Here is a 24591-nt window from a genome sequence, read left to right on the forward strand (position 1 = left end):
TGTGCCGAGTCCAGCGGCATCACAGAGCTCTGATGAGGCCCTCGCCGAGGTCCTGGCCGAACCGGTGTCTTTCCGAGTCACTGTACCCGCCACCTCTGCCAACCTCGGTCCGGGGTACGACTGCATGGGTGTGGCCCTAGAGCTCTTCGACGTCGTCGACGTGAGTGCCCGGCCCCGTGCCGCTGCAGGACGTGCACAGGTGAAGGTCGAGGTCCACGGTGAGGCGGCGGACAGCCTTCCCCGGGATGAGACGCATCTCATCGTGGCACTGGTGGGGCGGATCCTCCGGGAGCATGGCCATCGCCTGCCCGACCTCACCCTGCAGGCCCATAACCGCATTCCGCACAGCCGGGGTCTGGGTTCCTCGGCGGCGGCAGTGGCCTGCGCCGTGGCGATCGCTTCGCATCTCATTCCCGGAGGGCTCAGTTCTGACGAGCAGCTGCAGATCGGCTCGCGCATCGAAGGTCATCCGGACAACTATGTCCCGGCACTGCGCGGGGGAGCGGCTGTCTCCTGGCAGCAGGGGGACCGGTTCGACACCGCACCGTTGATGCTCGATGAGCAGATCCGCGCCGTCGTCTCGGTGCCTGACTTCCAGCAGTCCACGGCGGCTGCGCGGGGTTCTCTGCCGAAGACTGTCGCCCACCATGTGGCCGCGGCGAACTCCGCGCGCGCGGCGCTGCTGGTCCATGCACTGACCGCCGACCCCGCACGGCTCTTCGACGCCACGGAGGATCGGCTGCATCAGGAGCAGCGCCGTGCTCAGTTCCCGGCGTCGATGGCGCTGGTGGATGCACTGCGCGCTGCCGGTCACGCCGCCGTCATCTCCGGAGCAGGGCCAACGGTGCTCGTGCTTGCGGCAGGGGATGAGGCGGCAGATATCGCAGCAGATCAGATGCGGCGCTGCGGCGGACTCGCCGAGGAGCGATGGATGGCGATGAGACTGCCGATCAGTACCGCAGGTGTTACAGTGGACCCGTACCCACGGTGATCGCCGTAGATGCTGACGATAGTCGGCGTCCGCGGGAAGGCCGGGATTCCTCCGAACTCGGTTCGGTCGGTCATCGTGCAGTTCTTCGCGCGAAACTAGCGCATCTCTCTTTGCGTATATGACGTCGTCTCATGTGCCCACCCGGGCGCCAGGCCGTCTCGCATCTCGTCGCTGAGCAGTCCGTGACGAGGAGTGCGCAGTACGCCGTCGCGCGGGGGACTTCCGGAAGAGACGGCGGCCATCTGAGGTGCCGCCGTATACACGATGCGGGAACTGGTACGCCGCCTCCTTCGATAAGAAGGCGCCGGTGAGCCTCCCGCCCGACGAGGGGGAAGGAATCCTTCGTGACAGACACCACCACTGAGACCGCTCCGGCTCAGGGAAACACCCAGTCCAGCGCCGAGCAGAGCCCCGGCCTGGCTGGTCTCAAACTCGCCCAGCTGCAGGCTCTGGCCTCACAGCTCGGCATCACCGGCGGCTCGCGGATGCGGAAGTCTGCGCTGGTCGAGGCGATCTCAGCGCACCAGCGCGGTGGCGCCGTCGCAGAGCGCGAGGAGCGCGCCCGCCGCAAGTCGGCCGAGCAGGCCCAGGAGGCCCAGGAGGCCGGCGCCGAGGAACAGTCAGCTGAGAAGACCCAGCAGCAGAAGAGCCCCGCAGAGAGCACCGACGAGGCTCAGGGCGAGCAGAAGTCCGGCGGCAGGGGCCGCGGACGGAGCCGCAGTCGCAGCGCCTCCGGTGCGGAGTCCTCAAACGAGAACAACCAGGCCGGGAAGGACAAGTCCGGCAAGGGCCAGTCCGACAAGGACGCTGCGGCCCAGGCCGATCAGTCCTCCGACGAGAAGACTCAGCAGGACAAATCGCAGCACGACAAGAGCCAGCAGGACAAGGGCCAGAACGACAAGGGCCAGGGCGGAAAGAACCAGGACCGGCGGAACGACCGCGGCGATAAGTCCGAGAAGAACGGCGACCGCGGCGGACGTCAGCGCGGGGAGAAGCCGGAGAAGAACGACCGTCACGATCAGGGCGGGCGCGGCGGTGACAACCGCAACGACAACCGCAACGACAGCCGTGAAGACACTCGCGGCCAGGACAACCGTGGGGAGAACCGCGGGGACCGCAACGACAATCGGGGCGACAACCGAGACAGCCGTGGCGACAACCGCGGTAAGGGCGGCGGCAATAAGGGCGGTCAGGACGACAGCCGCAACCGCCGCAGCCGCAACCGCAATGACCGCAACAACCGCCGTCGCGGCCGCGGCGGTCCCGACGTCGACGACACCGAGATCACCGAGGACGATGTCCTGCTGCCGGTGGCCGGGATCCTCGACGTCCTGGACAACTACGCCTTCCTGCGCACCTCCGGATACCTCTCCGGACCCAACGACGTCTATGTCTCCTTGGCGCAGGTCAAGCGGTACAACCTGCGTAAGGGCGATGCCGTCCACGGTCACATCCGTGCACCGCGTGAAGGCGAGAACCAGAACAAGAAGCAGAAGTTCTCCGCCCTGGTGAAGCTCGATGCCGTCAACGGCCGCCCGGCGGAGCAGAACGCCGAGCGTGTCGACTTCGGCAAGCTGGTGCCGCTCTACCCGCAGGAGCGCCTGCGTCTGGAGGGCGATCCGAAGAACATCGGCCCGCGGGTCATCGACCTCGTCGCCCCGATCGGCAAGGGCCAGCGCGGGCTCATCGTCTCCCCGCCCAAGGCGGGTAAGACGATCATCCTGCAGTCGCTGGCCCAGGCGATCAAGGCGAACAACCCCGAGGTGCACCTGATGATGGTGCTGGTGGATGAGCGCCCCGAAGAGGTCACCGACATGCAGCGCACGGTCGATGGCGAGGTCATCGCCTCTACCTTCGACCGTCCGGCCGATGACCACACCACCGTCGCGGAGCTGGCCATCGAGCGGGCGAAGCGTCTGGTCGAGCTGGGCAAGGACGTCGTCGTCCTGCTCGACTCGATGACCCGCCTGGGACGTGCCTACAACCAGGCCGCACCGGCCTCGGGGCGCATCCTCTCCGGCGGTGTGGATGCCTCCGCGCTCTACCCGCCCAAGCGGTTCTTCGGCGCTGCGCGCAACATCGAGAACGGCGGTTCGCTGACCATCCTCGCCACCGCCCTGGTGGAGACCGGTTCCAAGATGGACGAGGTCATCTTCGAGGAGTTCAAGGGCACCGGAAACATGGAGCTGCGCCTGTCACGTCAGCTGGCGGACCGGCGAATCTTCCCGGCCGTGGACGTCAACGCCTCCTCCACCCGCCGCGAGGAGAACCTGCTCTCGGCAGAGGAGATCAGGATCATGTGGAAGCTGCGCCGTGTCCTCTCCGGACTGGAAGCGCAGCAGGGTCTTGAGCTGCTGATCAATAAGCTCAAGGACACCGGCTCCAACGCTGAGTTCCTGCTGCTGGCCAATAAGACCACGCTCGGCGACGGCAAGAACTAGCCTCTGAGACCGCCGACGGCGGCCGACGCGCCCTCACCGGGCCCTCGGCCGCCGTCGGCGGTTCTCGTCGTGCCGCAGGTCCATGTCTGCTGCCCGAGGATGGTCCTCCTCTGTTCGACTCACCGGTGATGAAGGGTCTGCCCCATGGCTGAGAGCCACGATCCCGCGCTTCATGCGCGGCTGTTCGATTCCGTCGACGCGCTGCTGAGCGAACACGCCCAGCTGCAGGACCGCCTGGCCGATCCGGACGTCCACGCCGATCAGGCCTTGGCACGCCGGTTGGGACGCCGGTATGCCCAGCTCAACGCCGTCGCCGAGGCTCACCGCAGCTGGCTCACGCTGACCCAGGATCTCCAGGCGGCCCGCGAGCTGGGTGAGGACGACGCCGAGTTCGCTGCGGAGGTGCCGGAGTTGGAGCAGGCGCAGGCGCAGGCCGAAGAACGGCTCATTCGTCGGCTGATCCCGCGTGACGAGCATGATGCCCGTGATGTCATCCTCGAGGTCAAGGGCGGCTCCGGCGGTGAGGAGGCCGCGCTCTTTGCCGCGGATCTGGTGCGCATGTACACCCGGTACGCGGAGGCGCGGGGCTGGAAGACTGAGATCCTGTCCGCCACCGCCTCTGACCTGGGTGGATACCGTGATGTCCAGGTCTCGGTGCGTTCTTCGGCTCAGGACCCTGCCGAGGGGGTCTGGGCGCACCTGAAGTTCGAGGGCGGAGTGCATCGTGTCCAGCGGGTGCCGGAGACCGAATCTCAAGGCCGTATCCACACCTCCGCCGCCGCGGTGCTCGTCCTGCCTGAGGTCGATGAGCCCGAGGAGCTGGAGATCCGGCAGAACGATCTCAAGATCGACGTCTACCGCTCCTCGGGGCCCGGCGGTCAGTCGGTGAACACGACGGACTCGGCAGTGCGGATCACCCATCTGCCCACCGGGATCGTGGTGGCCATGCAGAACGAGAAGTCCCAGCTGCAGAACCGTGAGGCCGCGATGCGGGTGCTGCGGTCCCGGCTGCTGGCCCATCAGCAGGAGCAGATCGACGCGGAGAACGCTGAGGCCCGGAAATCCCAGGTCAGGACGATGGACCGCTCGGAGCGTATCCGCACCTACAACTACCCGGAGAACCGGATCGCCGACCACCGCACCGGGTATAAGGCGTACAACCTCGACGTCGTGCTCGACGGCGGCCTGGACGCCGTCCTCGAGTCCTGCCGGGCGATGGACGAGGCCGAGCGGCTTGCGGCCCTGGCTGAGACCTCCGCCGAAACCTCTTCCGAGGCCTCCGTGGCGCCAGGTGCAGAGGCATGAGCAGCACTGACGATGAGCCCACCGGGACCACCGCGACCAGCGGCGGCACCAGTCTCGATGAGCTGATCCCGGCGGCCCTGCAGCACCTTCGCCAGGCCGGGGTCCCCTCACCTCGTGCTGATCTCGAACTTCTGCTGGCCCATGTGCTGGGCATCGGCCGCGGAGAGGCGGCTGCCGCCATCGCGGCCGGGCGTCTGATCAGCGAAGCACAGGCGCAGCGATGGCACGGACTGGTCGCCGAGCGTGGCCGAAGGATCCCGCTTCAGCATCTGACCGGTCTCGCGCCCTTTCGATCTCTGCAGCTGCGTGTCGGACCGGGGGTGTTCATCCCGCGTCCCGAGACCGAGCAGGTCGCCCAGGTCGTCCTCGATCACCTGGCACGTCGGCGTACGGCGAGGCCTTCGGCGGCCCGACCTCTGCGGGTCATCGATCTGGGCACCGGTTCCGGGGCCCTGGCCGCAGCGATCGCCGCCGAAACACCAGGCATTGAGGTCCACGCCGTGGAGGTCTCCGAGCAGGCCGCCGCCTGGGCCCGGCTGAACCTCGAGCCTCTCGGAGTCACACTGCACCGCATGGACCTGCGTGAGCTTCCAGACCAGTGGCGGGGCAGCTTCGACGTTGTCGTCTCCAACCCGCCCTATATTCCCCCGCGGATGGTGCCCCAGGACCCTGAGGTCAGAGACCACGATCCGCAGCTGGCGCTCTACGGCGGCGGTGAGGACGGCCTGGAGCTGCCTCGGGCTGTGGTGGGCGCGGCCCGCGAGCTGCTGACTCCCGGGGGCTGGTTCATCCTCGAGCACGCGGAAGTCCAAGCAGAGGCCATCGCCGCATATATGCGCCGGTTCCCGGACCTCGTCGGTGTGCGCACCCACCAAGACCTCACCGGACGGGACCGCGCCGTCAGCGCCCATCTGGACAGCGGGCTGAACACCGGGCTGGACACTGGCCTGAACACCGGCCTGAGCGCCGGGCTGAGCACCGGGCTGGATACCCGCCCGGCGACCTGGTCGGATGCCGGCCCGAGTACCCGCCCGAGTGCCCGTGCTTCGGCACCGACCATGGGAGAATGACGCGCGTGAGCAGGATGTTGAGCTGTGAGACCGAGGACGAGCGCACCGAGGCGCTGGCGGCGGCTGTGGAGACCGTGCGTACCGGGGACTGCCTAGTGCTTCCCACGGATACGGTCTACGGCATCGGAGCTGATGCGTTCTCCCCGCAGGCGGTGCGGGTGCTGCTGGCCGCCAAGGGCCGCGGCCGGTCCATGCCGCCGCCGGTGCTCATCGGTTCGCAGCGGGTGATGTCGGCGCTGGCCGATACGATCGACGAGCAGGCGCATCGTCTGGCCGAGGCCTTCTGGCCGGGTGCGCTGACGCTGATCCTGCACGCCCAACCCTCCCTGGCCTGGGATCTGGGGGAGACGCGGGGCACCGTGGCGCTGCGGATGCCCGCTGATGATCTTGCCCTGGAACTGCTCACGCAGACCGGTCCGCTGGCGGTCTCCTCGGCCAATCGCACCTCGATGGCGGCGGCGACCACCGCGGAGCAGGCTCAGCAGATGCTGGGCGAGTCCGTGGAGCTCTACCTCGATGACGGCCCCCGGCAGACCACCGGTGCCTCGACCATCGTCGACTGTACGGTCTCGCCGCTGCGTGTGGTCCGGCAGGGAGCCATCAGCCTCTCGGAACTGCGCACTGTGGTGCCGGACATCCTCGGGGTCGCCGAGCAGCCCCAGCAGAGCCGGGAGGAGGCCACCGGGGGCGCTGACTGAGCCTCGTCATCGGTCATGATCTATTTCCTCATCGTGCTCACCGTCTCGGCGGTGGTGACCTATGTCGTGACTCCGATGGTCCGGGCGGCGGCGCTGACGCTGGGCGTCTACACCGCGCCGCGGACCCGCGACGTCCACCGTGGCCCACTGCCCCGGTGGGGTGGAGCAGGGATGTTCCTGGGTATGGTCATCGGGTTGGCGGCGGCCTCCACGATCCCCTATCTGTCGGGGATATTCGCCGATCTGACCCCGGTCCGTGGTGTGTTCGCCGCGATGGTGGTCATCCTGCTCACCGGTCTGGCTGATGATGCCTGGGACATCCACTGGGCGCTGAAACTGGGCGGGCAGATCGGTGCGGCGCTGCTGCTGGTGCTCCACGGCGTGGAGCTGGAGGTCATGCCGGTCGGTTGGCTGGGAGTCGGTGACGGAGTCCTTCAGGCGGCACTCACCGTGCTGGTGGTGGTGGCCACGGTCAACGCCTTCAACTTCATCGACGGGCTCGACGGCCTGGCCGCCGGAGTCGCGGCCATCGGCGGGTCTGCGTTCTTCATCTACAGCTACCAGCTGACTTTGACGATCAACGAGTTCGACGCCTCGAACCTGGTCACTCTGCTCATGGCGGTGCTCGTGGGTTCCTGCCTGGGGTTCCTGCCGCATAATTTCCATCCCTCCCGGATCATCATGGGCGACACCGGAGCGATGCTCATCGGATTGGTGATGGCCGCGGGCACCTTGGCGGTCACCGCTGATCTCGGTCAGCTGGAGACCAGCTTCCGCTTCCGCAACGTCCCGGCGTATATGCCGATCCTGCTGCCGCTGGCGGTCACCCTGCTGCCGCTGCTGGATCTGCTGCTGGCGGTGGTGCGCCGCACGGCGAAGGGGATCTCGCCGTTCACCCCGGACCGTGGTCACCTGCATCACAAGCTGCTCGACGGCGGCTATTCACATCCGCAGACGGTCCTGCTGCTGTATCTCTGGGCCGCGCTGTTCGCCATCGGTACGGTGGCCTTCAACTTCCTGCCCTGGTGGTTGGTGGCGCTGGGGATGATGCTCAGCCTGGGCGGGGCGATTCTGCTCACGCTGAGCCCGTGGCTGCGTCGCCGGGCCCAGCGGCTCAATCGTGCCGCTGCGCAGCGTGCTCTGGCCGAACGGCGGCGGCTCCAACGTCTGCGACAGGTGGAGGAACCCGGCGCGGAACGGGCCGCACGGGATAGATCGGCGGAAGAGGTATGACGGTGGTCAAGCACCAGGATCTGCAGCAGACCGGGTGGCGTATCGTGCTGGTCTGGGCGCTGTGCGCCGGTGCCCTGGCTGCGGGGCTCGCCGCTGGGCTGGGACTTCTCCTCGGTGGTGGCGACGAGGCGCTCAGCGCGGCCACCGGTGGGGTGCTGGTGGTGGTGCTCTCCGGGGTGACGCTGCTGCTGGTTGACCTCGCCGAGCGCTATGCGCCTCAGCTGAGCATCATGGTCTTCTTCCTGGGCTTCCTGCTCAAAGTGGGGGCCTTCCTGCTGGCCTTCAGCCTCCCGGAGGTTCCCGAGTGGGTGGACCCGGCCTGGGCGGTGTGCAGCGGTGCCGCCGTGTTGGTGATCTGGCAGCTGGCCCAGGTGCGGGCCTTCGCCCGTATGCGTCTGACGGTGGTGCCGAATGCGCCGAGCCGCACAGGCGCAGCTGAGTAAGAGCCTGCGCAAGGACCCGCGCAGTGCATCGGGAACAGCGGTGACGAGGATTCCGCGGATTTCTACAAGACGTAGTACAGTGACCACGGTGCTCGGCCATGCCGTGGATCACGCCTGTCTTTGGTAGGATTCACAAGGATCGCGCCCGGCAGGAGCAGTACCTGTCAGTCGGACCGCCCCGCGAGACGGAGACGATTCCGACTCATCATGGCCGGGGCCTGTGCCCACTCACGGACACCGCAGAGAGGACCAGCGTTGCATTCGCTTGTGCCCGTAGCCGCCGAAGAAGGCGGTTTCCAGCCCCCCACGATCAGCGAAACCCATCTTCCGGACATCCTTCCGTGGATGGCGGACTGGGGGACCGGTTTCGGCAAGCAGATGCTGATGGTCGTCCTCTCGGTCATCGTGATCTCCCTGTTCTTCAGCTATGCGATCCGCAAGCAGTCGCTGGTGCCCTCCCGGGTGCAGTTCTTCGCTGAGGCCTGCTACGGCTTCGCCCGCAACACCCTGGGCCGGGAGATCCTCGGGGAAAAGCACTTCATGGCCTGGGTGCCCTTCCTCTTCACCGTCTTCTTCTTCGTGCTGGTGAACAACCTCTTCGGCGCGATCCCCGCACTGCAGCTGCCGTCCTTCTCCCACGCCGGAGCCGCCTACGCGATGGCCGCCATCGTCTGGTTCACCTGGGTCGGAGTGGGCGTGAAGCTCCACGGACTGCGCTACTTCAAACTCGCCACCGTCCCCAGCGGAGTGCCCGGCTGGCTGCTGCCGCTGCTGGTGCCGATCGAGATCCTCTCGAACTTCATCATCCGCCCCATCACGCACTCGCTGCGTCTGATGGCCGTGATGCTCGCCGGACACATCATCGTGATGCTCGCCGGCTCCGGAGCGGAGTTCCTCATCGTGCAGCAGGAGTCGCTGGGCATGAACGCCACCGGCGTGCTGGTGCTCTTCGGCTTCATCCCGCTCTACTTCCTCGAGCTGATCATGATGGTCCTGCAGGCCTTCGTCTTCGCGCTGCTCACGGCCATCTACATTCAAGGCGCCATCGAGGCCGACGCGCACTGACCACTGCGCCTCGAACACCTGTGTGCATACCGCGCACAGAACATCTGAAGATTTGCGGCGGGCAGGGTCTGCCCCTCGCACTACGACGTCTGACCGACTCGCTCGGACAGGCACTGACCCCAGCAGACCCGGTGACCCCCACCGGGCCAACATAGAAAGTGAGAGAGTGACATGGTTGGATCTCTGAACCTGATCGGACTCGGTGTGGCCGGGCTCGGTTCCGCCATCGCCATCGGCCTGATCTTCGCCGCCTACATCAACGGTGTGGCACGTCAGCCGGAGGCTCAGCGGGTCCTGCAGCCGATCGCCATTCTCGGCTTCGCGCTGGCAGAGGCCGTCTTCATCCTCGCGATCGTCTTCGCGTTCGTCATCAACTGACGTCATGACGGACCATGCCGACGTCGTCAGCACCGGCTGCGGTGCCCGTCGTTCGGCGCAGCACAGAACTAAGGAAATGGTGAACACATGATCAGGGCAGAGATGCTCCGTGCCGCGGGCGAGGACGCCAATCCTCTGGTCCCCGCGTTCTGGGAGATCATCGCCGCGCTCCTCGGCTTCGCCGTACTGTTCTTCGTCGTGGTGAAGTTCATCGCCCCGGCCTTCGAAAAGGCCTACCAGGACCGTCGTCAGGCGATCGAGGGTGGTCTGGAGGAGGCCGAGAAGGCTCAGGCTGAAGCTGAGGCGATGAAGGCCGAGTACGAGAAGAACCTGGCCGAGTCTCGTGCGGAGGCGTCCCGCATCCGCGAAGAGGCCCGTGCCGAAGGCGCGCAGATCGTGGCTGAGCACAAGGAGAAAGCGGCTGCCGAGGCGGGGCGCATCACCGAACAGGCTCAGCAGCAGATCGCTGCGGAGCGTCAGCAGGCCGCAGCCTCGCTGCGTCACGACGTCGGTTCCCTGGCCACCCAGCTGGCTGGGCGCATCGTCGGTGAGGCGCTGGAGGACGATGCACGTTCGCAGCGTGTGGTCGATCGGTTCCTGGCCGACCTGGAGGCGGAGCAGTCCGGCAGCGCGCACGCCAACACCTCGGGGGCCGCGCACTGATGGCGGCGGTCACCAGCGAATCCCTGGCCAGCGTGCGCAGCACCCAGGAGCAGACCATCCGCGGCGCGGACCTCACCGTGTCCCGGCAGCTGTTCGAGGCCCTCGACGTCCTCGACTCCTCGGCAGCGCTGCGGCGGGCCCTGACGGATCCGGCGCGTGAGTCCGCTGAGCGCAGTGCATTGGTGCGTCGGCTGTTCGGCGACTCGGCGGAGCCGGGGGCGGTCACCCTTCTCGAGGCGCTGGCCTCGCAGCGGTGGAGCCGTGAGCGCGACCTCGGCGATGCCGTCGAGCTGCTGGCCGTTGACGTCGTGGCCGCACAGGCTGAGGCGGAAGGCCTGCAGGGGCTGGAGACCCTGGAGTCCACGCTGCTGGAGCTGCGGCGGGCGGTACTGTCTTCCCACGAGCTGCAGCGTGCGCTGACCGACCAGCAGGCCGGCGCCGAGGCCACACAGCGTCTCGGTGCGGCGTTGACTCCGCAGGCCAGCCCCGAAGCACGGCTGCTGATCGATCGCGCGGTGACCACTCCACGGGGCCTGCGCCCTGAGGCGCTGCTGGAACGCTTCGCCGAACAGATCGCTCAGCGCCAGCAGCGGTGGATTGCGCAGGTCACGGTGGCCAAAGACCTCGATGAGACCTACCGGCAGCGCCTGTCGGCCGGGCTCAACCGGTACTTCGGGCGAGACCTCAAGCTCGATGTCGTCGTCGACCCCACTGTGGTCGGCGGCATCCGTGTGCAGGTCGGCGATGAAGTGGTCGACTCCACGTTGTCGACCAAAGTCGGGGAGCTGCGACGGACGATGGCGCGCTGAACGGTACGCGGCCGCGAGCCGCGCGCCGCCCGGTGCACCCCGCCCTGAGCACCCCGACGAGAAAATCCAGCAAGAACCCTTCGGCCGCCCGGCGGCCATGAGACTACAGAGAGCAGGGACCGCAGATGGCCGATCTGACCATCAACGCTGACGACGTCCGCAATGCTTTGAACGAGTTCGCGGCGTCCTACGACCCCTCCGGCGCCGAGCGCGTCGAGGTCGGGCGCGTGATCTCCGCGTCCGACGGCATCGCCCGCGTCGAGGGCCTTCCCTCGACGATGGCCAACGAGCTGCTCCGCTTCGCGGACGGCACCCTCGGCCTGGCCCAGAACCTGGACACGCGTGAGATCGGCGTCGTCATCCTTGGTGAGTTCACCGGCATCGAGGAAGGCCAGGAAGTCCACCGCACCGGGGAGGTTCTCTCCGTGCCGGTGGGTGACGAGTTCCTCGGCCGTGTGGTGGATCCGCTGGGCGAGCCGATCGATGACCTCGGCGACATCGCCCCGGAGGGTCGCCGCGCCCTAGAGCTGCAGGCCCCCTCGGTGGTGCAGCGCCAGTCGGTCGGTGAGCCGCTGCAGACCGGCATGAAGGCCATCGACGCGATGATCCCGATCGGCCGCGGTCAGCGTCAGCTGATCATCGGCGACCGCCAGACCGGCAAGACCGCCATCGGGATCGACGCGATCCTCAACCAGCGCGAGAACTGGCAGTCCGGGGATGTGAACAAGCAGGTGCGCTGCATCTACGTCGCCGTCGGACAGAAGGCCTCCACCATCGCCTCAGTGCGTCAGACCCTCGAAGAGAACGGCGCCCTGGAATACACCACGATCGTGGCCGCGCCGGCCTCCGACCCCGCCGGTCTGAAGTACCTCGCCCCGTTCGCCGGCTCGGCCATCGGCCAGCACTGGATGTACGGCGGCAAGCACGTGCTGATCATCTTTGACGACCTCTCCAAGCAGGCCGAGGCCTACCGTGCCGTCTCGCTGCTGCTGCGCCGTCCTCCGGGGCGCGAGGCCTTCCCCGGTGACGTCTTCTACCTCCACTCCCGTCTGCTGGAGCGCTGCGCGAAGCTCTCCGATGAGATGGGAGCCGGTTCCATGACCGGTCTGCCGATCGTGGAGACCAAGGCCAATGACGTCTCGGCGTTCATCCCGACCAACGTCATCTCCATCACCGACGGCCAGATCTTCCTGCAGTCGGACCTGTTCAACGCCAACCAGCGCCCCGCCGTCGACGTCGGCATCTCGGTGTCCCGAGTCGGTGGTGCTGCGCAGGTCAAGGCGATGAAGAAGGTCGCCGGTACGCTCAAGCTCGACCTCGCGCAGTACCGGGACATGCAGGCCTTCGCCATGTTCGCCTCGGACCTCGACCCGGCGACCCGCCAGCAGCTGGTCCGCGGTGAGCGGCAGACTGAGCTGCTCAAGCAGGGCCAGTACTCGCCGATGCCGGTCGAAGAGCAGGTCGTCTCTATCTGGGCCGGTGCCAACGGGCACCTGGATGAGATCGAGACGGCTGATGTGAAGCGCTTCGAGACAGAGTGGATCGACCACCTGCGGCGCAAGACCGATGTCCTGAACGTGCTGGCCTCCACCGGCAAGCTGGAGGATGACACGCTGAACACCCTCAACGAGGCCGTCGAGGTGTTCAAGCGTGACTTCTACGCTGAGGAGAAGCAGTCGATCGTCGGCAACGAGCAGGCTGAGGCACTCTCCGCAGACGATATCGACCAGGAAGAGATCGGCCGCTGATCGGTCGTGTTCCGCCGTCGCGTCGGGCGGCGGGAGAGGAACCGGTGACACCGGCCTCTGACCTCGCCGCCTGACACCGCCGATCACCTCAGGGAAGGACAAGCATGGGAGCCCAGATTCGGGTCTACCGCCAGAAGATCGCATCGACCTCGTCGATGAAGAAGATCTTCAAGGCGATGGAGCTGATCGCCACCTCGCGCATCGGCAAGGCGCGCAGCCGGGTGCAGGCCTCGCTGCCGTATGCCGAGGCCATCACCCGCGCCGTCTCCGCCGTCGCATCCCATAATGAGATCGAGCATGTGCTCACGCAGAAGGCCGAGAACCCCACTCGCGCCGCCGTGCTGATCATGACCTCAGACCGCGGACTGGCCGGTGCCTACTCGACGAACGTGCTCAAGCGTGCTGAGCAGCTGCTGGCTCTGCTGCGCGAGGAGGGTAAGGAGGTCCGCCCTTACCTCTACGGTCGCAAGGCACAGGCCTACTTCGACTTCCGCGATCGCGACTACGACCAGGTGTGGACGGGCAACACGGACAGCCCAGAGCTGGCCCGGGCCCGCGAGATCGGCGATGAGCTGGTGGGTCGCTTCGTCCAGTCGACCGATGACGGCGGAGTGGATGAGCTCTTCCTCGTCTACACCGAGTTCCAGTCGATGGTGAAGCAGGAACCTGTGGTCAAGCGCATGCTGCCGTTGGCGGTGGCCGACGACGCCGAGAACACAGGGCTGCATTCGGAGTACGATTTCGAACCCGGTCCGGAGGAGGTACTCGACGCGCTGCTGCCCAAGTACGTCGAGTCCCGTCTCTACACGGCGATGCTGGAGGCCTCGGCCTCGGAGCTCGCCGCACGTCAGCGGGCGATGAAGTCGGCCGCTGACAATGCCGACGAGCTGATCCGCAAGTACACCCTGCTGCGGAACAATGCGCGGCAGGCGGAGATCACCCAGGAGCTCTCCGAGCTGATCGGCGGCGCCGACGCACTGGCCAACAGCTGAGCCACCGGGTCCGGCCCACGGCGGCTGGTTGCCCGACGAAGACCATGATTGACATCATCCGACATCAAGTGAAGTGAGAGAGATGACTGCCACCACTGCAGAGCAGGGCTCGTCAGGAGCCGTTCATCAGGGTGCGATCGGCAAGATCGCGCGTGTGATCGGACCGGTCGTCGACGTCGAATTCCCGGCCGACGCCATCCCGGAGATCTACAACGCACTGACCGCTGAGCTGACCATCGGCGGAGAGACCCGTGTGGTCACCTTCGAGACGTCCCAGCACCTGGGTGACAACCTGGTCCGCGCCATCGCGGTGCAGGCCACCGACGGTCTGGTCCGCGGAACCGCTGTGCATGACACCGGCGGCCCGATCTCGGTGCCCGTCGGTGACAGCGTCAAGGGTCATATCTTCAACGTGCTGGGCGAGACCCTGGACATGCCGACCTCCGAGCTGGAGGTCACCGAGCGGTGGCCGATCCACCGCCAGGCTCCGAACTTCGCCGCGCTGGAGGGCTCGACCGAGATGCTGGAGACCGGCATCAAGGTCATCGACCTGCTGACTCCCTACATCCAGGGTGGGAAGATCGGTCTCTTCGGTGGTGCCGGTGTGGGCAAGACGGTCCTCATCCAGGAGATGATCACCCGTGTGGCCCGCAACTTCGGTGGTACCTCGGTCTTCGCCGGTGTCGGTGAGCGTACCCGTGAGGGCAACGACCTCTGGGTCGAGATGGAGGAGGCCGGGGTGTTGAAGGATACCGCCCTGGTCTTCGGTCAGATGGATGAGCCCCCCGGAACCCGTCTGCGTGTGGCACTGACCGGTCTGACGATGGCGGAGTACTTCCGTGACGTGCAGAACCAGGACGTGCTGCTGTTCATCGACAACATCTTCCGCTTCTCCCAGGCTGGCTCCGAGGTCTCCACGCTGCTGGGCCGTATGCCCTCGGCAGTGGGGTACCAGCCGAACCTGGCCGATGAGATGGGTGTGCTGCAGGAGCGCATCACCTCCACCCGCGGCCACTCAATCACCTCGATGCAGGCCGTCTACGTGCCCGCGGACGACTACACCGACCCGGCTCCGGCCAACGTCTTCGCCCACCTGGATGCCACGACCGAGCTATCGCGTGCGATCGCCTCACGTGGTCTCTACCCCGCAGTGGACCCGCTGACGTCGACCTCGCGCATCCTGGACCCCCAGTACATCGGCCAGGAGCACTACGACACGGCCACTCGGGTGAAGCAGATCCTGCAGAAGAACAAGGAGCTGCAGGACATCATCGCCATCCTCGGTGTCGACGAGCTCTCCGAAGAGGACAAGATCGTGGTCTCGCGGGCCCGGCGCATCGAGCAGTTCCTCTCGCAGAACACCTACACGGCGGTGCAGTTCACCGGCGTCGAGGGCTCGACCGTGCCGATCAAGGACACCATCGAGGGCTTCAACGCGATCTGCAACGGTGACCTCGACCATGTCGCCGAGCAGGCCTTCTTCAACGTCGGCGGTCTGGACGACGTGGAGAAGAAGTGGGCGGAGATCCAGAAGCAGGGCTGAGCCCTTCGGTGCGGGACCACCTGATCCGGTGGTCCCGCACCGCTGAGCTTCGCTGGTCGATACGATCGAGAAGATATCGGGAAGATATCGAGACGGTAAGGACTCTTCATCATGGCTGAACTCGACGTCGAGGTCGTCTCGCAGGACCGTGCCGTGTGGTCCGGTGCCGCGCGAGCGATCCGTGGGCGCACGATCGAGGGAGACATCGGTATCCTCCCCGGTCACACGCCGGTGCTGGCTCTGCTCTCGGCCGGTGAGCTCATGATCGAGCCCACACAGGGCAGTGCGGTGACGGCCAACATCAACGGCGGCTTCTTCTCGGTCGATTCCGACCGGGTCACCATCGTCGCCGACGATGCGGAGGTCACCTCGGGCTGAGGCTGATCTCGGCACCGCTGACTCCGCAGAGGACGGCCGCCGTGGGACACCTGAACATCAGGTGTCCCACGGCGGCCGTCCTCGTGCGGTGAAAAGGAGGGAAAACCTCGAGCAGGTGAGCACCTAGAACAGATGGCCTAGAACAGATGGCCCAGAACAGATGGCCCAGAACAGGTGACTCAGAACAGACGCGAATCGGCGTCGTCGAGGCCGCGCATCTCCTCGTAATCCAGCACCAGGCAGCGGATGCCGCGGTCCTCGGCCAGAGTACGGGCCTGGGGCCGGATCTGCTGGGCCGCGAAGACCCCTTCGACCGGTGCCAGCAGCGGGTCCCGGTTGAGCAAGTCCAGATAGCGGGTCAGCTGTTCGACACCGTCGATATCTCCGCGCCGCTTCAGCTCCACGGCGACGGTGCCGCCGGGACCCTTGGCCAGGATGTCCACCGGGCCGATGGGGGTCTGGTGTTCCCGGCGGATGAGCCGGTGGCCGTCTCCCAGACGGTCGATCTGCTCGGCGAGCAGGCGCTGCAGATCAGACTCCACGCCGTCCTTGACCAGCCCGGGATCAGTGCCGAGCTCATGGGCGGAGTCGTGATGGATCTCAGAGATCAGAATGGTCAACGTATCGTCGCTCTTCTCAGCACGGACCGTCCAGACCTCGGTGATGCCGGCCTGGGCCTGCTCCTCATCCGGTGCCGTGGTGCGCAGAGTCGCCGGAGGGGACATCCAGTTCAGCGGCTTATAGGAGCCGCCGTCGGAGTGGACCAGCACGGCGCCGTCGGCTTTGACCATCAGCAGGCGCGTGGCCTGGGCCAAATGGGCGTTAAGCCGTCCGGAATAGGTCACCGAGCATGTTGCAATCACCAGTCGCACGATGGGTGAGTCTACCGTCCTGGCTCCTGCGGCGGGGAATCCGCTCAGCAGAGCAGTACCGGGGATCTGTGGTGAGAGGATGGTCCCATGGCACGTCACGGTCGTTCGCGAGGCTCGAAGTGGCAGCGTCCCCATCGACCGGTGAATCCCGCACTCGTCGACGGTGGGTTCGGCGGTGGCGCTCGTCAGCGCCGACGGGACGGTGAGTACCATGTGCGCAGCATCTCTGCCGCCGCGGCGACGAAGTCCTATCTCTGCCCGGGGTGTTCGCTGAGCATCGAGCCCGGCACGGCGCATATCGTGGCCTGGCGCGCCGACTCGATCTTCGGTGATGACCACGCCGCCTCAGAGCGGCGGCATTGGCATCGCCGGTGCTGGCAGATCGGCTGAGCCTTCCGGCGGCCGCATACTAACGGGGCGCCTCACCGATCGACAGGGACGTTCAGCGTCTGTCTTGGTGGGCGATGAGCACTTCGCGCAGCAGAAGCATCAGCGCTGCCGCCGTGGGGATCGCCATCAGGGCACCGAGCACGCCGAGCAGAGTTCCCCCGGCGATCACTGAGATCACCGCCACTGCGGCAGGAATCTTCACTGCGCGGGCCATGATGCGCGGGGAGACGAAATAGGCCTCCACCTGCAGATAGATGAAATAGATCACCGCGAAGGTCAGGGCGGTCTGCCAGTCCACGGTCAGGGAGACCAGAGTCACCAGCGTGCCTCCGGTGACAGGGCCGACCAGCGGGATGAAGGCCAGGATGCCGACGGTCACCGCGAACAGCGCACCGAAGGGCACCCCGGCCACGGAGATCGCGATATAGGCGACGATGCCGTTGAGCACTGCCACACAGGCCTGACCGATCACGTAATAGCCGACCCCGTTGAGGATCCGTTCGCCCAGCTGTTCCACCCGGGTGCGGCGCGACCGCGGCACCAGCCGGTAGCCCCAGGCCTTCATCGTCGGCAGCGAGGCCAGGAAGTACAGGGCAAGGACGGCGACGACGAGTACGCCGAAGCCTGTGCTCAGCACAGCTGCTCCGACGCCGAAGAGCCCTCCTAAGGCGCTGGTGGCACGGCCCGGATCGGCGATAAGCCGGTTGACCTCGGTGTCGATGATGTCCTGGACCTGCAAGTTCTGATCCAGATCCTGGAACCACTGGGATTCGGAGACATCGTTGACGATCTGCGGCACCGACATGACGAAGTTCGACATCTGCTCGGTGACCGTGGGAGCGATCGAGGCGACGAACAGGCTCACCGCTCCGAGGAAGACCAGCATCGTCGAGAGCACACCCAGTGGGCGGGGGAGTCCCAGGCGCTCGAGCCCGCGGACGATGGGGTCCAGGCCGAGTGCGATGAACAGGGCTGCCCCGATCCAGACCAGCAGTTGGGAGTTTGCTTGGGTCACATAGACGATGAGCAGCGCCAGGCCCACACCGACGGCGAACATGAATCCGGTGTAGATGGGGCGGTGTCCCAGGACTCCTGGATCGACAGAGGGAGCGACAGAGACGGAAGCCGCTGAGGAGTCGCCTGCGGGGGTGCGGAGATCCGAGGTATGGGCATCTGCGTGGGTCCCCGTGTGGTCACCGTCGGCCTCGCCGTGGGTACCCTCGCCGCTGGTGCCCTCGCCGTCGGCAGGCCCCGCTGTCGCCGTGCTGTCGGAAGGTTCCAGAGGCAGGCCGAAACGGTCCAGCACCGGCGGTTCCGGCTCCGTCATGGGCCGGCGTCGCGGCAGACGCCGCCCCCACCAGCGGCGCAGGCCGCGCCCCGAGGCGGACCGCCTGGGCGTGGCGGACCCTGCGGCGGCTGCACCCGGTTCCGGCTCGGTGCCCTGTTCTGATTCCTGCACGGTCTCCAGCTTAGGCGACGGGCAGACACGGATCAGCTCGTCAGGTCTCCTCGCTGTGAGCTGAACAGGGTGCTCGCAGGCGGTGCCGTGGCCCAGGCACGGGATAGGCTGTGGCACATCATGACCTGGAGGCCGGGAGTCTCACCGCGCGGTGCGGCTGCTCGGCACAGGTCCGAGATCTCACACCGAACCGTCCACGTTCGGCGCCCGGCCCCTGCTGCGGGCTGAGGCGTCTACGAAGGAGTTGAGCACCTGTGACCCAGCCCGGACAGGAGCACGAGCAGTCCGCCGCGACCGGCGCCTCAGTCAACACTCAGGGGGCCGTCGATCTCTCCTCTCTGGCGGGAGGCTCTGCCGCGCCCGCGGCCTCTTCCGCCCCCTCGGCCGCTGCCCACGGCCAGCCGTCCCAGGCCTCTCCATCGGCTCAGGGCGGGGCGGACAGCTGGGTCTTGGCCGTGCAGCCGCCCCAGCTGCAGGAGGTCATCCAGCTCTCCGCCCAGGTGCCGGTGGTGCTGGTGATCCACGACGGCGGCGAGGCCTCCCAGCAGATGCGCGGCACGCTCGGTGAGGCGGTCGACGCCCAGCAGGGCCGGGTGCTGATGGCGGAGCTCGATGCCGCGGTGCACCCGGAGATCGCCCAGCAGAGCCAGGGGCAGCTGCCGGTGGCCACGGCATTCCTCGGCGGCCGTCCCGTCGGAGAGTTCGACGCCCAGATCTCAGCGGATCAGCTGCGTCAGCTGGTGGAGCAGATGGTGCAGCTGGCCACGCAGAACGGGATGACCCAGCGCATGCCCGCACAGTCCCGGCGTGCCGTCGACGGTGCGGAGGGCCACCAGGAGCCGGAGATCCCGCCCCTGCATCAGAAGGCCCACGAGGCGCTGGAGGCCGGTGACTACGAGGGGGCGATCGCCGCCTATGACGAGGCTTTGCGGGAGAACCCGGGAGACTCGGATGCACAGATCGGCCGGGCCCAGGTCCAGCTGATGAGCCGGACCCGCGGGGTCGATCTGGAGACGGTCCGCACGGCGGCGGCGGAGGCGCCCGATGACGTCGAGGCGCAGATCGCAGTGGCCGACGTCGATGTGCTCGGCGGTCACGTCGAGGATGCCTTCACCCGGCTGGTGGGCTTCATCCGCACTCACCACGGGGAGGACCGCGAGCGGGCCCGGGCGCATCTGGTCGAGCTGTACTCCATCGTCGGCGACACCGACCCGCGGGTGAACAAGTCCCGTCAGCAGCTGGCGCGTGCGCTGTTCTGAGCCGCCAGTGATAGCCGACAGTGATCATGTCAGCACCGGTCGGTAGAATGGCGGCCATGATCGTTCACCCCCAGCCTGCCGAGTCGATCGAGGATCGTCCTCTGGCGATGAGCACAGCAGACCCCGCCGCACGTCCCGACGCCGGAGGTGCGGCGACGATCGAGCGCGAACACCAGGAGCAGCTCTCCGAGCCTGGGGACCATGAGCGGTTCGCCCACTACGTGAAGAAGGACAAGATCATGGAGTCCGCCTTGGAAGGCGGGGCTGTGGTCGCACTGTGCGGCAAGGTCTGGGTGCCGTCACGTGACCCTCAGCGTTTCCCGGTCTGTCCCGAGTGCAAAGAGATCTATGAGGGCTTCGGCGGCGGTGACGGTGACGACGGCGACGCGGGAGGCTCCGGCGGAAAGCGCTCCGGAGGCTTCTTCGGCTTCGGCCGCAATTCGTGACGCAGGGGCTGACCGGCGGCGGAGCCTCGCCGTCACTGTTCGATGTCGACAGCCACGCCGGCTCGTCGATGCCTCCGGTGTACCCGCACCGGGCCGCCCGGGGGACGGCTCCGGCGCTGCGTCAATGGCAGCAGGAGGCCCTCGACCTCTACGTCGATCGCGCCCCTCGGGACTTCTTGGCCGTGGCGACGCCCGGGGCGGGCAAGACCACCTTCGCCCTGCGCGTGGCGAAGATGCTCGTCGACTCCGGGGAGATCACCCGGCTCTACGTCGTCGCACCCACTGAGCACCTCAAACAGCAGTGGGCGGATGCGGCGGCGCGGATCGGTCTGGCGATCGACCCGAACTTCCGCAATGCCGATGGTCGGCACGGCCGTGAGTTCATCGGTGTGGCGGTGACCTACGCCCAGGTGGCCAATAAGCCGGCGCTGCACCGCAATAAGACTGAGGCCGGGCGGACCCTGGTGGTGCTCGATGAGATCCACCACGGCGGTGACGCGCTCTCCTGGGGTGAGGGGATCCGTGAGGCATTCACCCCGGCGGCGCGCCGTCTGGCGCTGACCGGTACCCCGTTTCGCTCCGATACGGCCCCGATCCCCTTCGTGGACTATGTCGAGGATGCCGAGGGCGTCCGCCGGTCCCGTGCGGACTATTCCTACGGGTACGGGCCGGCGCTGAAGGACCGGGTGGTCAGGCCCGTGGTCTTCATGGCCTACTCGGGCAATATGCGCTGGCGTACCTCCTCGGGCGAGGAGATGGAGGCCCAGCTCGGCGGTGCTGCCACCAAAGACATCACCCAGCAGGCTTGGCGTACCGCGCTGAACCCGGAGGGGGAATGGATCCCTGCGGTGTTGGCGGCAGCCCATAAACGGCTGCTGAAGGTCCGGGATCGGGTCGCCGACGCCGGAGGTCTCGTCATCGCCTCCGATCACGAGACCGCGCGAGCCTATGCCGCCCAGCTTGAGGCGCTGACCGGTCAGCGCACCACAGTGGTGCTCTCTGATGACTCTGAGGCCTCGCAACGGATCGAGGACTTCTCCGCCGACGGCTCCCAGCTGTGGATGGTGGCGGTGCGCATGGTCTCCGAAGGGGTGGATGTGCCGCGCCTGTGCGTCGGGGTCTACGCGACGTCGACGTCGACACCGCTGTTCTTCGCCCAGGCGGTCGGCCGTTTCGTGCGTCGTCGCAATGCCAACGAGGTCGCCAGCGTGTTCCTCCCGTCGGTGCCGGTGCTCATGGGCCTGGCCAATGAGCTGGAGGAGGAACGTGATCACGCGCTGGACGTTCCTCGGTCGGCTCAGGACGAGGAAGGCGAGATCCCCGAAGAGGATCTGCTGGAGGCGGCGAACCGGGAGGAACGCGCCTCGGAGGAGCTGGAGAAGGGCAGCTTCGCCGCGCTGGAGTCTCAGGCCTCCTTCGACAAGGTGCTCTTCGACGGCGATGAGTTCGGCCTCGGGGGAGCCGTGGGCTCAGAGGAGGAGATGGACTTCCTCGGGATTCCCGGGCTCTTGGAGCCCGAACAGGTCTCCACGCTGCTCAAGCAGCATCAGGCGGATCAGCTGCGGCGCCGTCCTACCGGGCAGGCCGCTGAGACGCACAGCCAGGACGTCGTCGATCATCGGCAGTTGAAAACCCTGCGCAACGAGCTGAACAAGTCCGTCTCCGCCTATGCCGCGAAGACGGGGATGCATCAGGGCACAGTGCACAACCGGCTGCGCGATGCCTGCGGGGGACCGGCCGTGGGGCAGGCCTCGAAGCAGCAGTTGGAGGCGCGGGTGAAGAAGCTTCAGAACTGGTTCGTCGGCCGTTCCTGATCTGATCCGCCGGGTTCTGCCGCGCTGAGGGGTCGAGGCGCCGTCCCCTCGGCGCTGGCTGCAGAGCCTGCCGAGGCTCAGGGCTCTGCTGAGGCTCAGAGGTCCTCGACGCTCAGGGCCTCGATCTCGGCCTCGGCGAACTCCTCGTAGGTCTCGGCGATGCGTGCCTCGTCGACCCCGACGGTCAGCTCTGTCAGCACCCGTACTCGGTACCCGGCCTCGGCGGCGTCCAAGGCGGTGGCGCGGACACAATGGTCGGTGGCGATGCCCACCACGGTGACCGAGGTGATCTCGCGTGCGGAGAGCCAGGCGTGCAGATCCGGGGCGCCGTCGGCTACGGCATCGGTCGGGGAGACCTTGGTGCCGTCCTCACCGGCGAGGGTACCCACTGACGCCGGGTTCCCCTCCAGTCCTTCGAAGCCGGAGTAGCCGTCGGAGTAGAGGCCCTTGAGGAAGAAGGCCTCGATGTGTTCGGTGTCGAGGTCAGGGTGCAGTTCGGCGCCTGAGGTGCCGGCGAGGCAGTGCACCGGCCAGCTGGTCTCGAAGTTCGGCTCCTCCGAGAAGTGAGGGCCGGGATCGATATGCCAGTCCTGGGTGGCGACGACGGCGTCGTACTCGGCGTGGACGTCCTCAAGAAACTCGCTGATCTCAGCGGCGGTGCGGGCGCCGCCGTCGACGCCGAGTGCGCCGCCTTCACAGAAGTCGTTCTGCACATCGACGATGATGAGTGCCTCGGCCATCGTTTCCTCCTGACCTGCTGGAATCATGCCTGCGGGAATCATGGCTACCCCCGATACTTTCGGGGTCACCTCGGATCCTACCTGGGCGATGGGCCAGACTGAACGCTCAGGTCAGCCCTGCGGGAACCTCAGCCCCGCAGGAACGAATCTGCGGGCATCAGACGAAGATCGTCGGCAGCACCGGCTCACCGGGCTGCAGGCGCAGTGCTGCAGGCGGCAGTTCGGCAGTGGACCGGCGATGCCGCTGTGCGGCTCGGCGCAGTCCCTCGGCCCCAGTGTATTCGCCGAAGATCTCGCCGTCGCGGACCAGCGGCACCATGAGCTCCCGGTGCGCCTCGTCCTCAGCCTCCGGGGAGGCTCCCACCCCGATGAGCTCCGTATCGGCCCGCCCGTCGCTTCCCAGCATGCGCAGCGGATATTTGACGCCTCCGACGTGCCTCTTGCCCACAGCCTGCTTCGCGACCTGCACCGGTGCGCCGGAGGCGTCGTCGCGTTCGACCAGCTTGTACACCATCGACGCCGTGGGCGCCCCCGAACCGGTGACCAGCTGCGTGCCTACTCCGTAGGCATCCACGGGGGCCGACTGCAGCCGGGAGATCGCGTATTCATCGAGGTCCGAGGTGACGATGATCCGGGTGCCGACATTGCCGAGGGCGTCGAGCAGCTGACGGACGTGGTGGGCCTGTTCGACGAGGTCGCCGGAGTCCAGGCGGACGGCGTCGAGCTCCGGGCCGGCGATCTCCACGGCTCGGCGGACGGCGGCGTCGACGTCGTAGGTGTCCACCAGCAGCGAGGTCCGCGGGCCGAAGGTCTCGACCTGGGCGCGGAAGGCCTCCTCCTCGGAATCATGCAGCAGGGTGAAGGCGTGGGCGGCGGTGCCCAGCGTGGGCAGCGCCCAGCGTCGTCCGGCCTCCAGATTGCTGGTGGCGGCGAACCCGGTCATGATCGCTGCCCGTGCTGCGGCCGTGGCACTCATCTCCTGGGTGCGGCGGGAGCCCATCTCCACACAGGGCCGGCCATCGGCGGCCATGGTCATCCGGGAACCGGCCGAGGCGACGGCCGAATCATGGTTGAGCACCGAGAGCACAAAGGTCTCCAGCAGGCAGGCCTCAGCGAATGTGGCCTCGACACGCAGCACCGGCGAGTGCGGCATGTAGACCTCCCCTTCGGGGTAGCCGGTGATGTCACCGCTGAACCGGTAGTCGCGCAGGTACTCCAGGGTCGGCTCGTCGACCACGCGCCGCTCGCTCAGCCAGCCGAGCTCTGCCTCACCGAAGCGGAAGTGCCGCAGCCCTTCGAGCAGACGGCCCGTACCGCCGACGACGCCGTACCGGCGTCCCTGAGGCAGCTTGCGCGCGAAGACTTCGAAGACGCAGCGGCGATGTGCGGCACCGGAGCGCAGCGCAGCCTGGAGCATGGTCAGCTCGTAGTGGTCGGTCAGCAGCGCGGTGGAGGAGGCGGTGCCGCCGGTGGAGGAGACGCTGTGGGATCCGGGGCCGCCCAGCGCGGATGAAGGTGTCATAGTCCCAGCGTAGAATAGGGCGCATGAGCACAGCGGCAGGATCGACGCTCGCCGAGGCGCAGACAGACCTCGCGCCCGAGTCTCGTCAGCATCTGCGGGCCGGGCGTCCCTACAGCGTCGTCGTCTGGAATGATCCGGTCAACCTGATGTCCTATGTCAGCTGGGTGTTCCGTGCCCACTTCGGCCATTCCCGTCGGAAAGCCCATGAGCTGATGATGCAGGTCCACGAGAACGGCCGTGCGGTGGTCTCCCACGGGGACCGGGAACAGGCCGAACGCGACGTCACCGCGATGCACCAGTACGGGCTGCAGAGCACCCTTGAGGAGTCCTAG

24 protein-coding genes are annotated in these 24591 nt (G+C 67.1%); 20 read left to right on the top strand and 4 right to left on the bottom strand.

Annotated features, from left to right (window positions below; translation table 11 throughout):
• The first annotated feature begins 1 nt into the window (after position 1).
• The 15 genes from thrB to RIL96_RS08100 all read left to right on the top strand — a co-directional run bounded on the left by thrB (position 2) and on the right by RIL96_RS08100 (position 15757).
• On the top strand, positions 2-991 hold the full coding sequence (thrB, locus tag RIL96_RS08030) for a homoserine kinase (RefSeq protein WP_310548498.1): 990 nt from the start codon (positions 2-4) through the stop codon (positions 989-991).
• Positions 992-1335: 344 nt separating this feature from the next.
• Positions 1336-3432, top strand: coding sequence for a transcription termination factor Rho (rho, locus tag RIL96_RS08035; protein ID WP_310548499.1), 2097 nt, complete (start codon positions 1336-1338; stop codon positions 3430-3432).
• Between the two features lie 180 nt (positions 3433-3612).
• Positions 3613-4737, top strand: a complete 1125-nt coding sequence (gene prfA, locus RIL96_RS08040) for a peptide chain release factor 1 (RefSeq protein WP_310548586.1) — start codon at positions 3613-3615, stop codon at positions 4735-4737.
• Positions 4734-5807, top strand: coding sequence for a peptide chain release factor N(5)-glutamine methyltransferase (gene prmC / locus RIL96_RS08045; protein WP_310548500.1), 1074 nt, complete (start codon positions 4734-4736; stop codon positions 5805-5807). Before prfA ends, prmC begins: the two co-directional genes overlap by 4 nt.
• Positions 5804-6505, top strand: a complete 702-nt coding sequence (locus RIL96_RS08050) for an L-threonylcarbamoyladenylate synthase (RefSeq protein WP_310548501.1) — start codon at positions 5804-5806, stop codon at positions 6503-6505. Before prmC ends, RIL96_RS08050 begins: the two co-directional genes overlap by 4 nt.
• Before the next feature lie 15 nt (positions 6506-6520).
• Entirely contained in the window at positions 6521-7738 is a 1218-nt protein-coding gene (locus tag RIL96_RS08055) for an MraY family glycosyltransferase (RefSeq protein WP_310548502.1), read from the top strand.
• The gene (locus RIL96_RS08060) at positions 7735-8181 is read left to right on the top strand and encodes a hypothetical protein (protein ID WP_310548503.1); all 447 of its coding nucleotides are present in this window, start codon (positions 7735-7737) and stop codon (positions 8179-8181) included. The genes RIL96_RS08055 and RIL96_RS08060 overlap by 4 nt, the downstream gene beginning before the upstream one ends.
• Positions 8182-8436: 255 nt before the next feature.
• Positions 8437-9246: a F0F1 ATP synthase subunit A gene (gene atpB / locus RIL96_RS08065; protein WP_374761865.1), complete on the top strand. Its 810-nt coding sequence runs from the start codon at positions 8437-8439 to the stop codon at positions 9244-9246.
• Positions 9247-9417: 171 nt separating this feature from the next.
• Complete coding sequence (locus RIL96_RS08070; RefSeq protein ID WP_261624890.1) at positions 9418-9624, top strand: ATP synthase F0 subunit c; 207 nt, start codon at positions 9418-9420, stop codon at positions 9622-9624.
• Between the two features lie 87 nt (positions 9625-9711).
• Complete coding sequence (locus RIL96_RS08075; protein WP_310548505.1) at positions 9712-10287, top strand: F0F1 ATP synthase subunit B; 576 nt, start codon at positions 9712-9714, stop codon at positions 10285-10287.
• The gene (locus tag RIL96_RS08080; protein ID WP_310548506.1) at positions 10287-11096 is read left to right on the top strand and encodes a F0F1 ATP synthase subunit delta; all 810 of its coding nucleotides are present in this window, start codon (positions 10287-10289) and stop codon (positions 11094-11096) included. The genes RIL96_RS08075 and RIL96_RS08080 overlap by 1 nt, the downstream gene beginning before the upstream one ends.
• A gap of 125 nt (positions 11097-11221) precedes the next feature.
• On the top strand, positions 11222-12844 hold the full coding sequence (atpA, locus tag RIL96_RS08085) for a F0F1 ATP synthase subunit alpha (RefSeq protein WP_310548507.1): 1623 nt from the start codon (positions 11222-11224) through the stop codon (positions 12842-12844).
• 104 nt (positions 12845-12948) lie between these two features.
• On the top strand, positions 12949-13836 hold the full coding sequence (locus RIL96_RS08090) for a F0F1 ATP synthase subunit gamma (RefSeq protein ID WP_310548508.1): 888 nt from the start codon (positions 12949-12951) through the stop codon (positions 13834-13836).
• Positions 13837-13918: 82 nt separating this feature from the next.
• The gene (gene atpD, locus RIL96_RS08095) at positions 13919-15379 is read left to right on the top strand and encodes a F0F1 ATP synthase subunit beta (protein ID WP_310548509.1); all 1461 of its coding nucleotides are present in this window, start codon (positions 13919-13921) and stop codon (positions 15377-15379) included.
• A gap of 111 nt (positions 15380-15490) precedes the next feature.
• Positions 15491-15757, top strand: coding sequence for a F0F1 ATP synthase subunit epsilon (locus RIL96_RS08100; protein WP_310548511.1), 267 nt, complete (start codon positions 15491-15493; stop codon positions 15755-15757).
• A 179-nt stretch (positions 15758-15936) separates the two neighbouring features.
• Here the strand turns inward: RIL96_RS08100 and nucS are convergent, their stop codons facing one another.
• Positions 15937-16629 carry an endonuclease NucS gene (gene nucS / locus RIL96_RS08105; RefSeq protein WP_310548512.1) on the bottom strand — a complete coding sequence of 231 codons (693 nt, stop codon included), beginning with the start codon at positions 16627-16629 and terminating at the stop codon, positions 15937-15939.
• Between the two features lie 87 nt (positions 16630-16716).
• Here nucS and RIL96_RS08110 point away from each other — a divergent pair, with 87 nt between their 5' ends.
• Positions 16717-17019 (top strand): Rv1322 family protein, encoded by a 303-nt coding sequence (locus RIL96_RS08110; RefSeq protein ID WP_310548513.1) that lies wholly within the window; start codon positions 16717-16719, stop codon positions 17017-17019.
• A 52-nt stretch (positions 17020-17071) separates the two neighbouring features.
• On the opposite strand, the gene RIL96_RS08115 is transcribed toward RIL96_RS08110, so the two are convergent.
• The gene (locus RIL96_RS08115) at positions 17072-18478 is read right to left on the bottom strand and encodes an AI-2E family transporter (RefSeq protein WP_310548514.1); all 1407 of its coding nucleotides are present in this window, start codon (positions 18476-18478) and stop codon (positions 17072-17074) included.
• Positions 18479-18732: 254 nt separating this feature from the next.
• Between RIL96_RS08115 and RIL96_RS08120 the strand changes: the two genes are divergently transcribed.
• From RIL96_RS08120 to RIL96_RS08130, 3 genes are all read left to right on the top strand, one after another.
• On the top strand, positions 18733-19737 hold the full coding sequence (locus RIL96_RS08120) for a co-chaperone YbbN (protein ID WP_310548515.1): 1005 nt from the start codon (positions 18733-18735) through the stop codon (positions 19735-19737).
• A gap of 107 nt (positions 19738-19844) precedes the next feature.
• A complete protein-coding gene (locus RIL96_RS08125) occupies positions 19845-20183 on the top strand; it encodes a DUF3039 domain-containing protein (RefSeq protein WP_310548587.1) in 339 nt (112 codons plus the stop codon).
• A gap of 68 nt (positions 20184-20251) precedes the next feature.
• The gene (locus tag RIL96_RS08130; protein WP_310548588.1) at positions 20252-21997 is read left to right on the top strand and encodes a DEAD/DEAH box helicase; all 1746 of its coding nucleotides are present in this window, start codon (positions 20252-20254) and stop codon (positions 21995-21997) included.
• 95 nt (positions 21998-22092) lie between these two features.
• On the opposite strand, the gene RIL96_RS08135 is transcribed toward RIL96_RS08130, so the two are convergent.
• A complete protein-coding gene (locus RIL96_RS08135; RefSeq protein WP_310548516.1) occupies positions 22093-22737 on the bottom strand; it encodes an isochorismatase family protein in 645 nt (214 codons plus the stop codon).
• A gap of 157 nt (positions 22738-22894) precedes the next feature.
• On the bottom strand, positions 22895-24259 hold the full coding sequence (locus RIL96_RS08140) for a nicotinate phosphoribosyltransferase (RefSeq protein WP_310548517.1): 1365 nt from the start codon (positions 24257-24259) through the stop codon (positions 22895-22897).
• A gap of 23 nt (positions 24260-24282) precedes the next feature.
• Here RIL96_RS08140 and clpS point away from each other — a divergent pair, with 23 nt between their 5' ends.
• Positions 24283-24591 (top strand): ATP-dependent Clp protease adapter ClpS, encoded by a 309-nt coding sequence (gene clpS / locus RIL96_RS08145; RefSeq protein ID WP_310548518.1) that lies wholly within the window; start codon positions 24283-24285, stop codon positions 24589-24591.

The organism is Nesterenkonia aerolata (assembly GCF_031470965.1).
GTDB lineage: Bacteria > Actinomycetota > Actinomycetes > Actinomycetales > Micrococcaceae > Nesterenkonia > Nesterenkonia aerolata.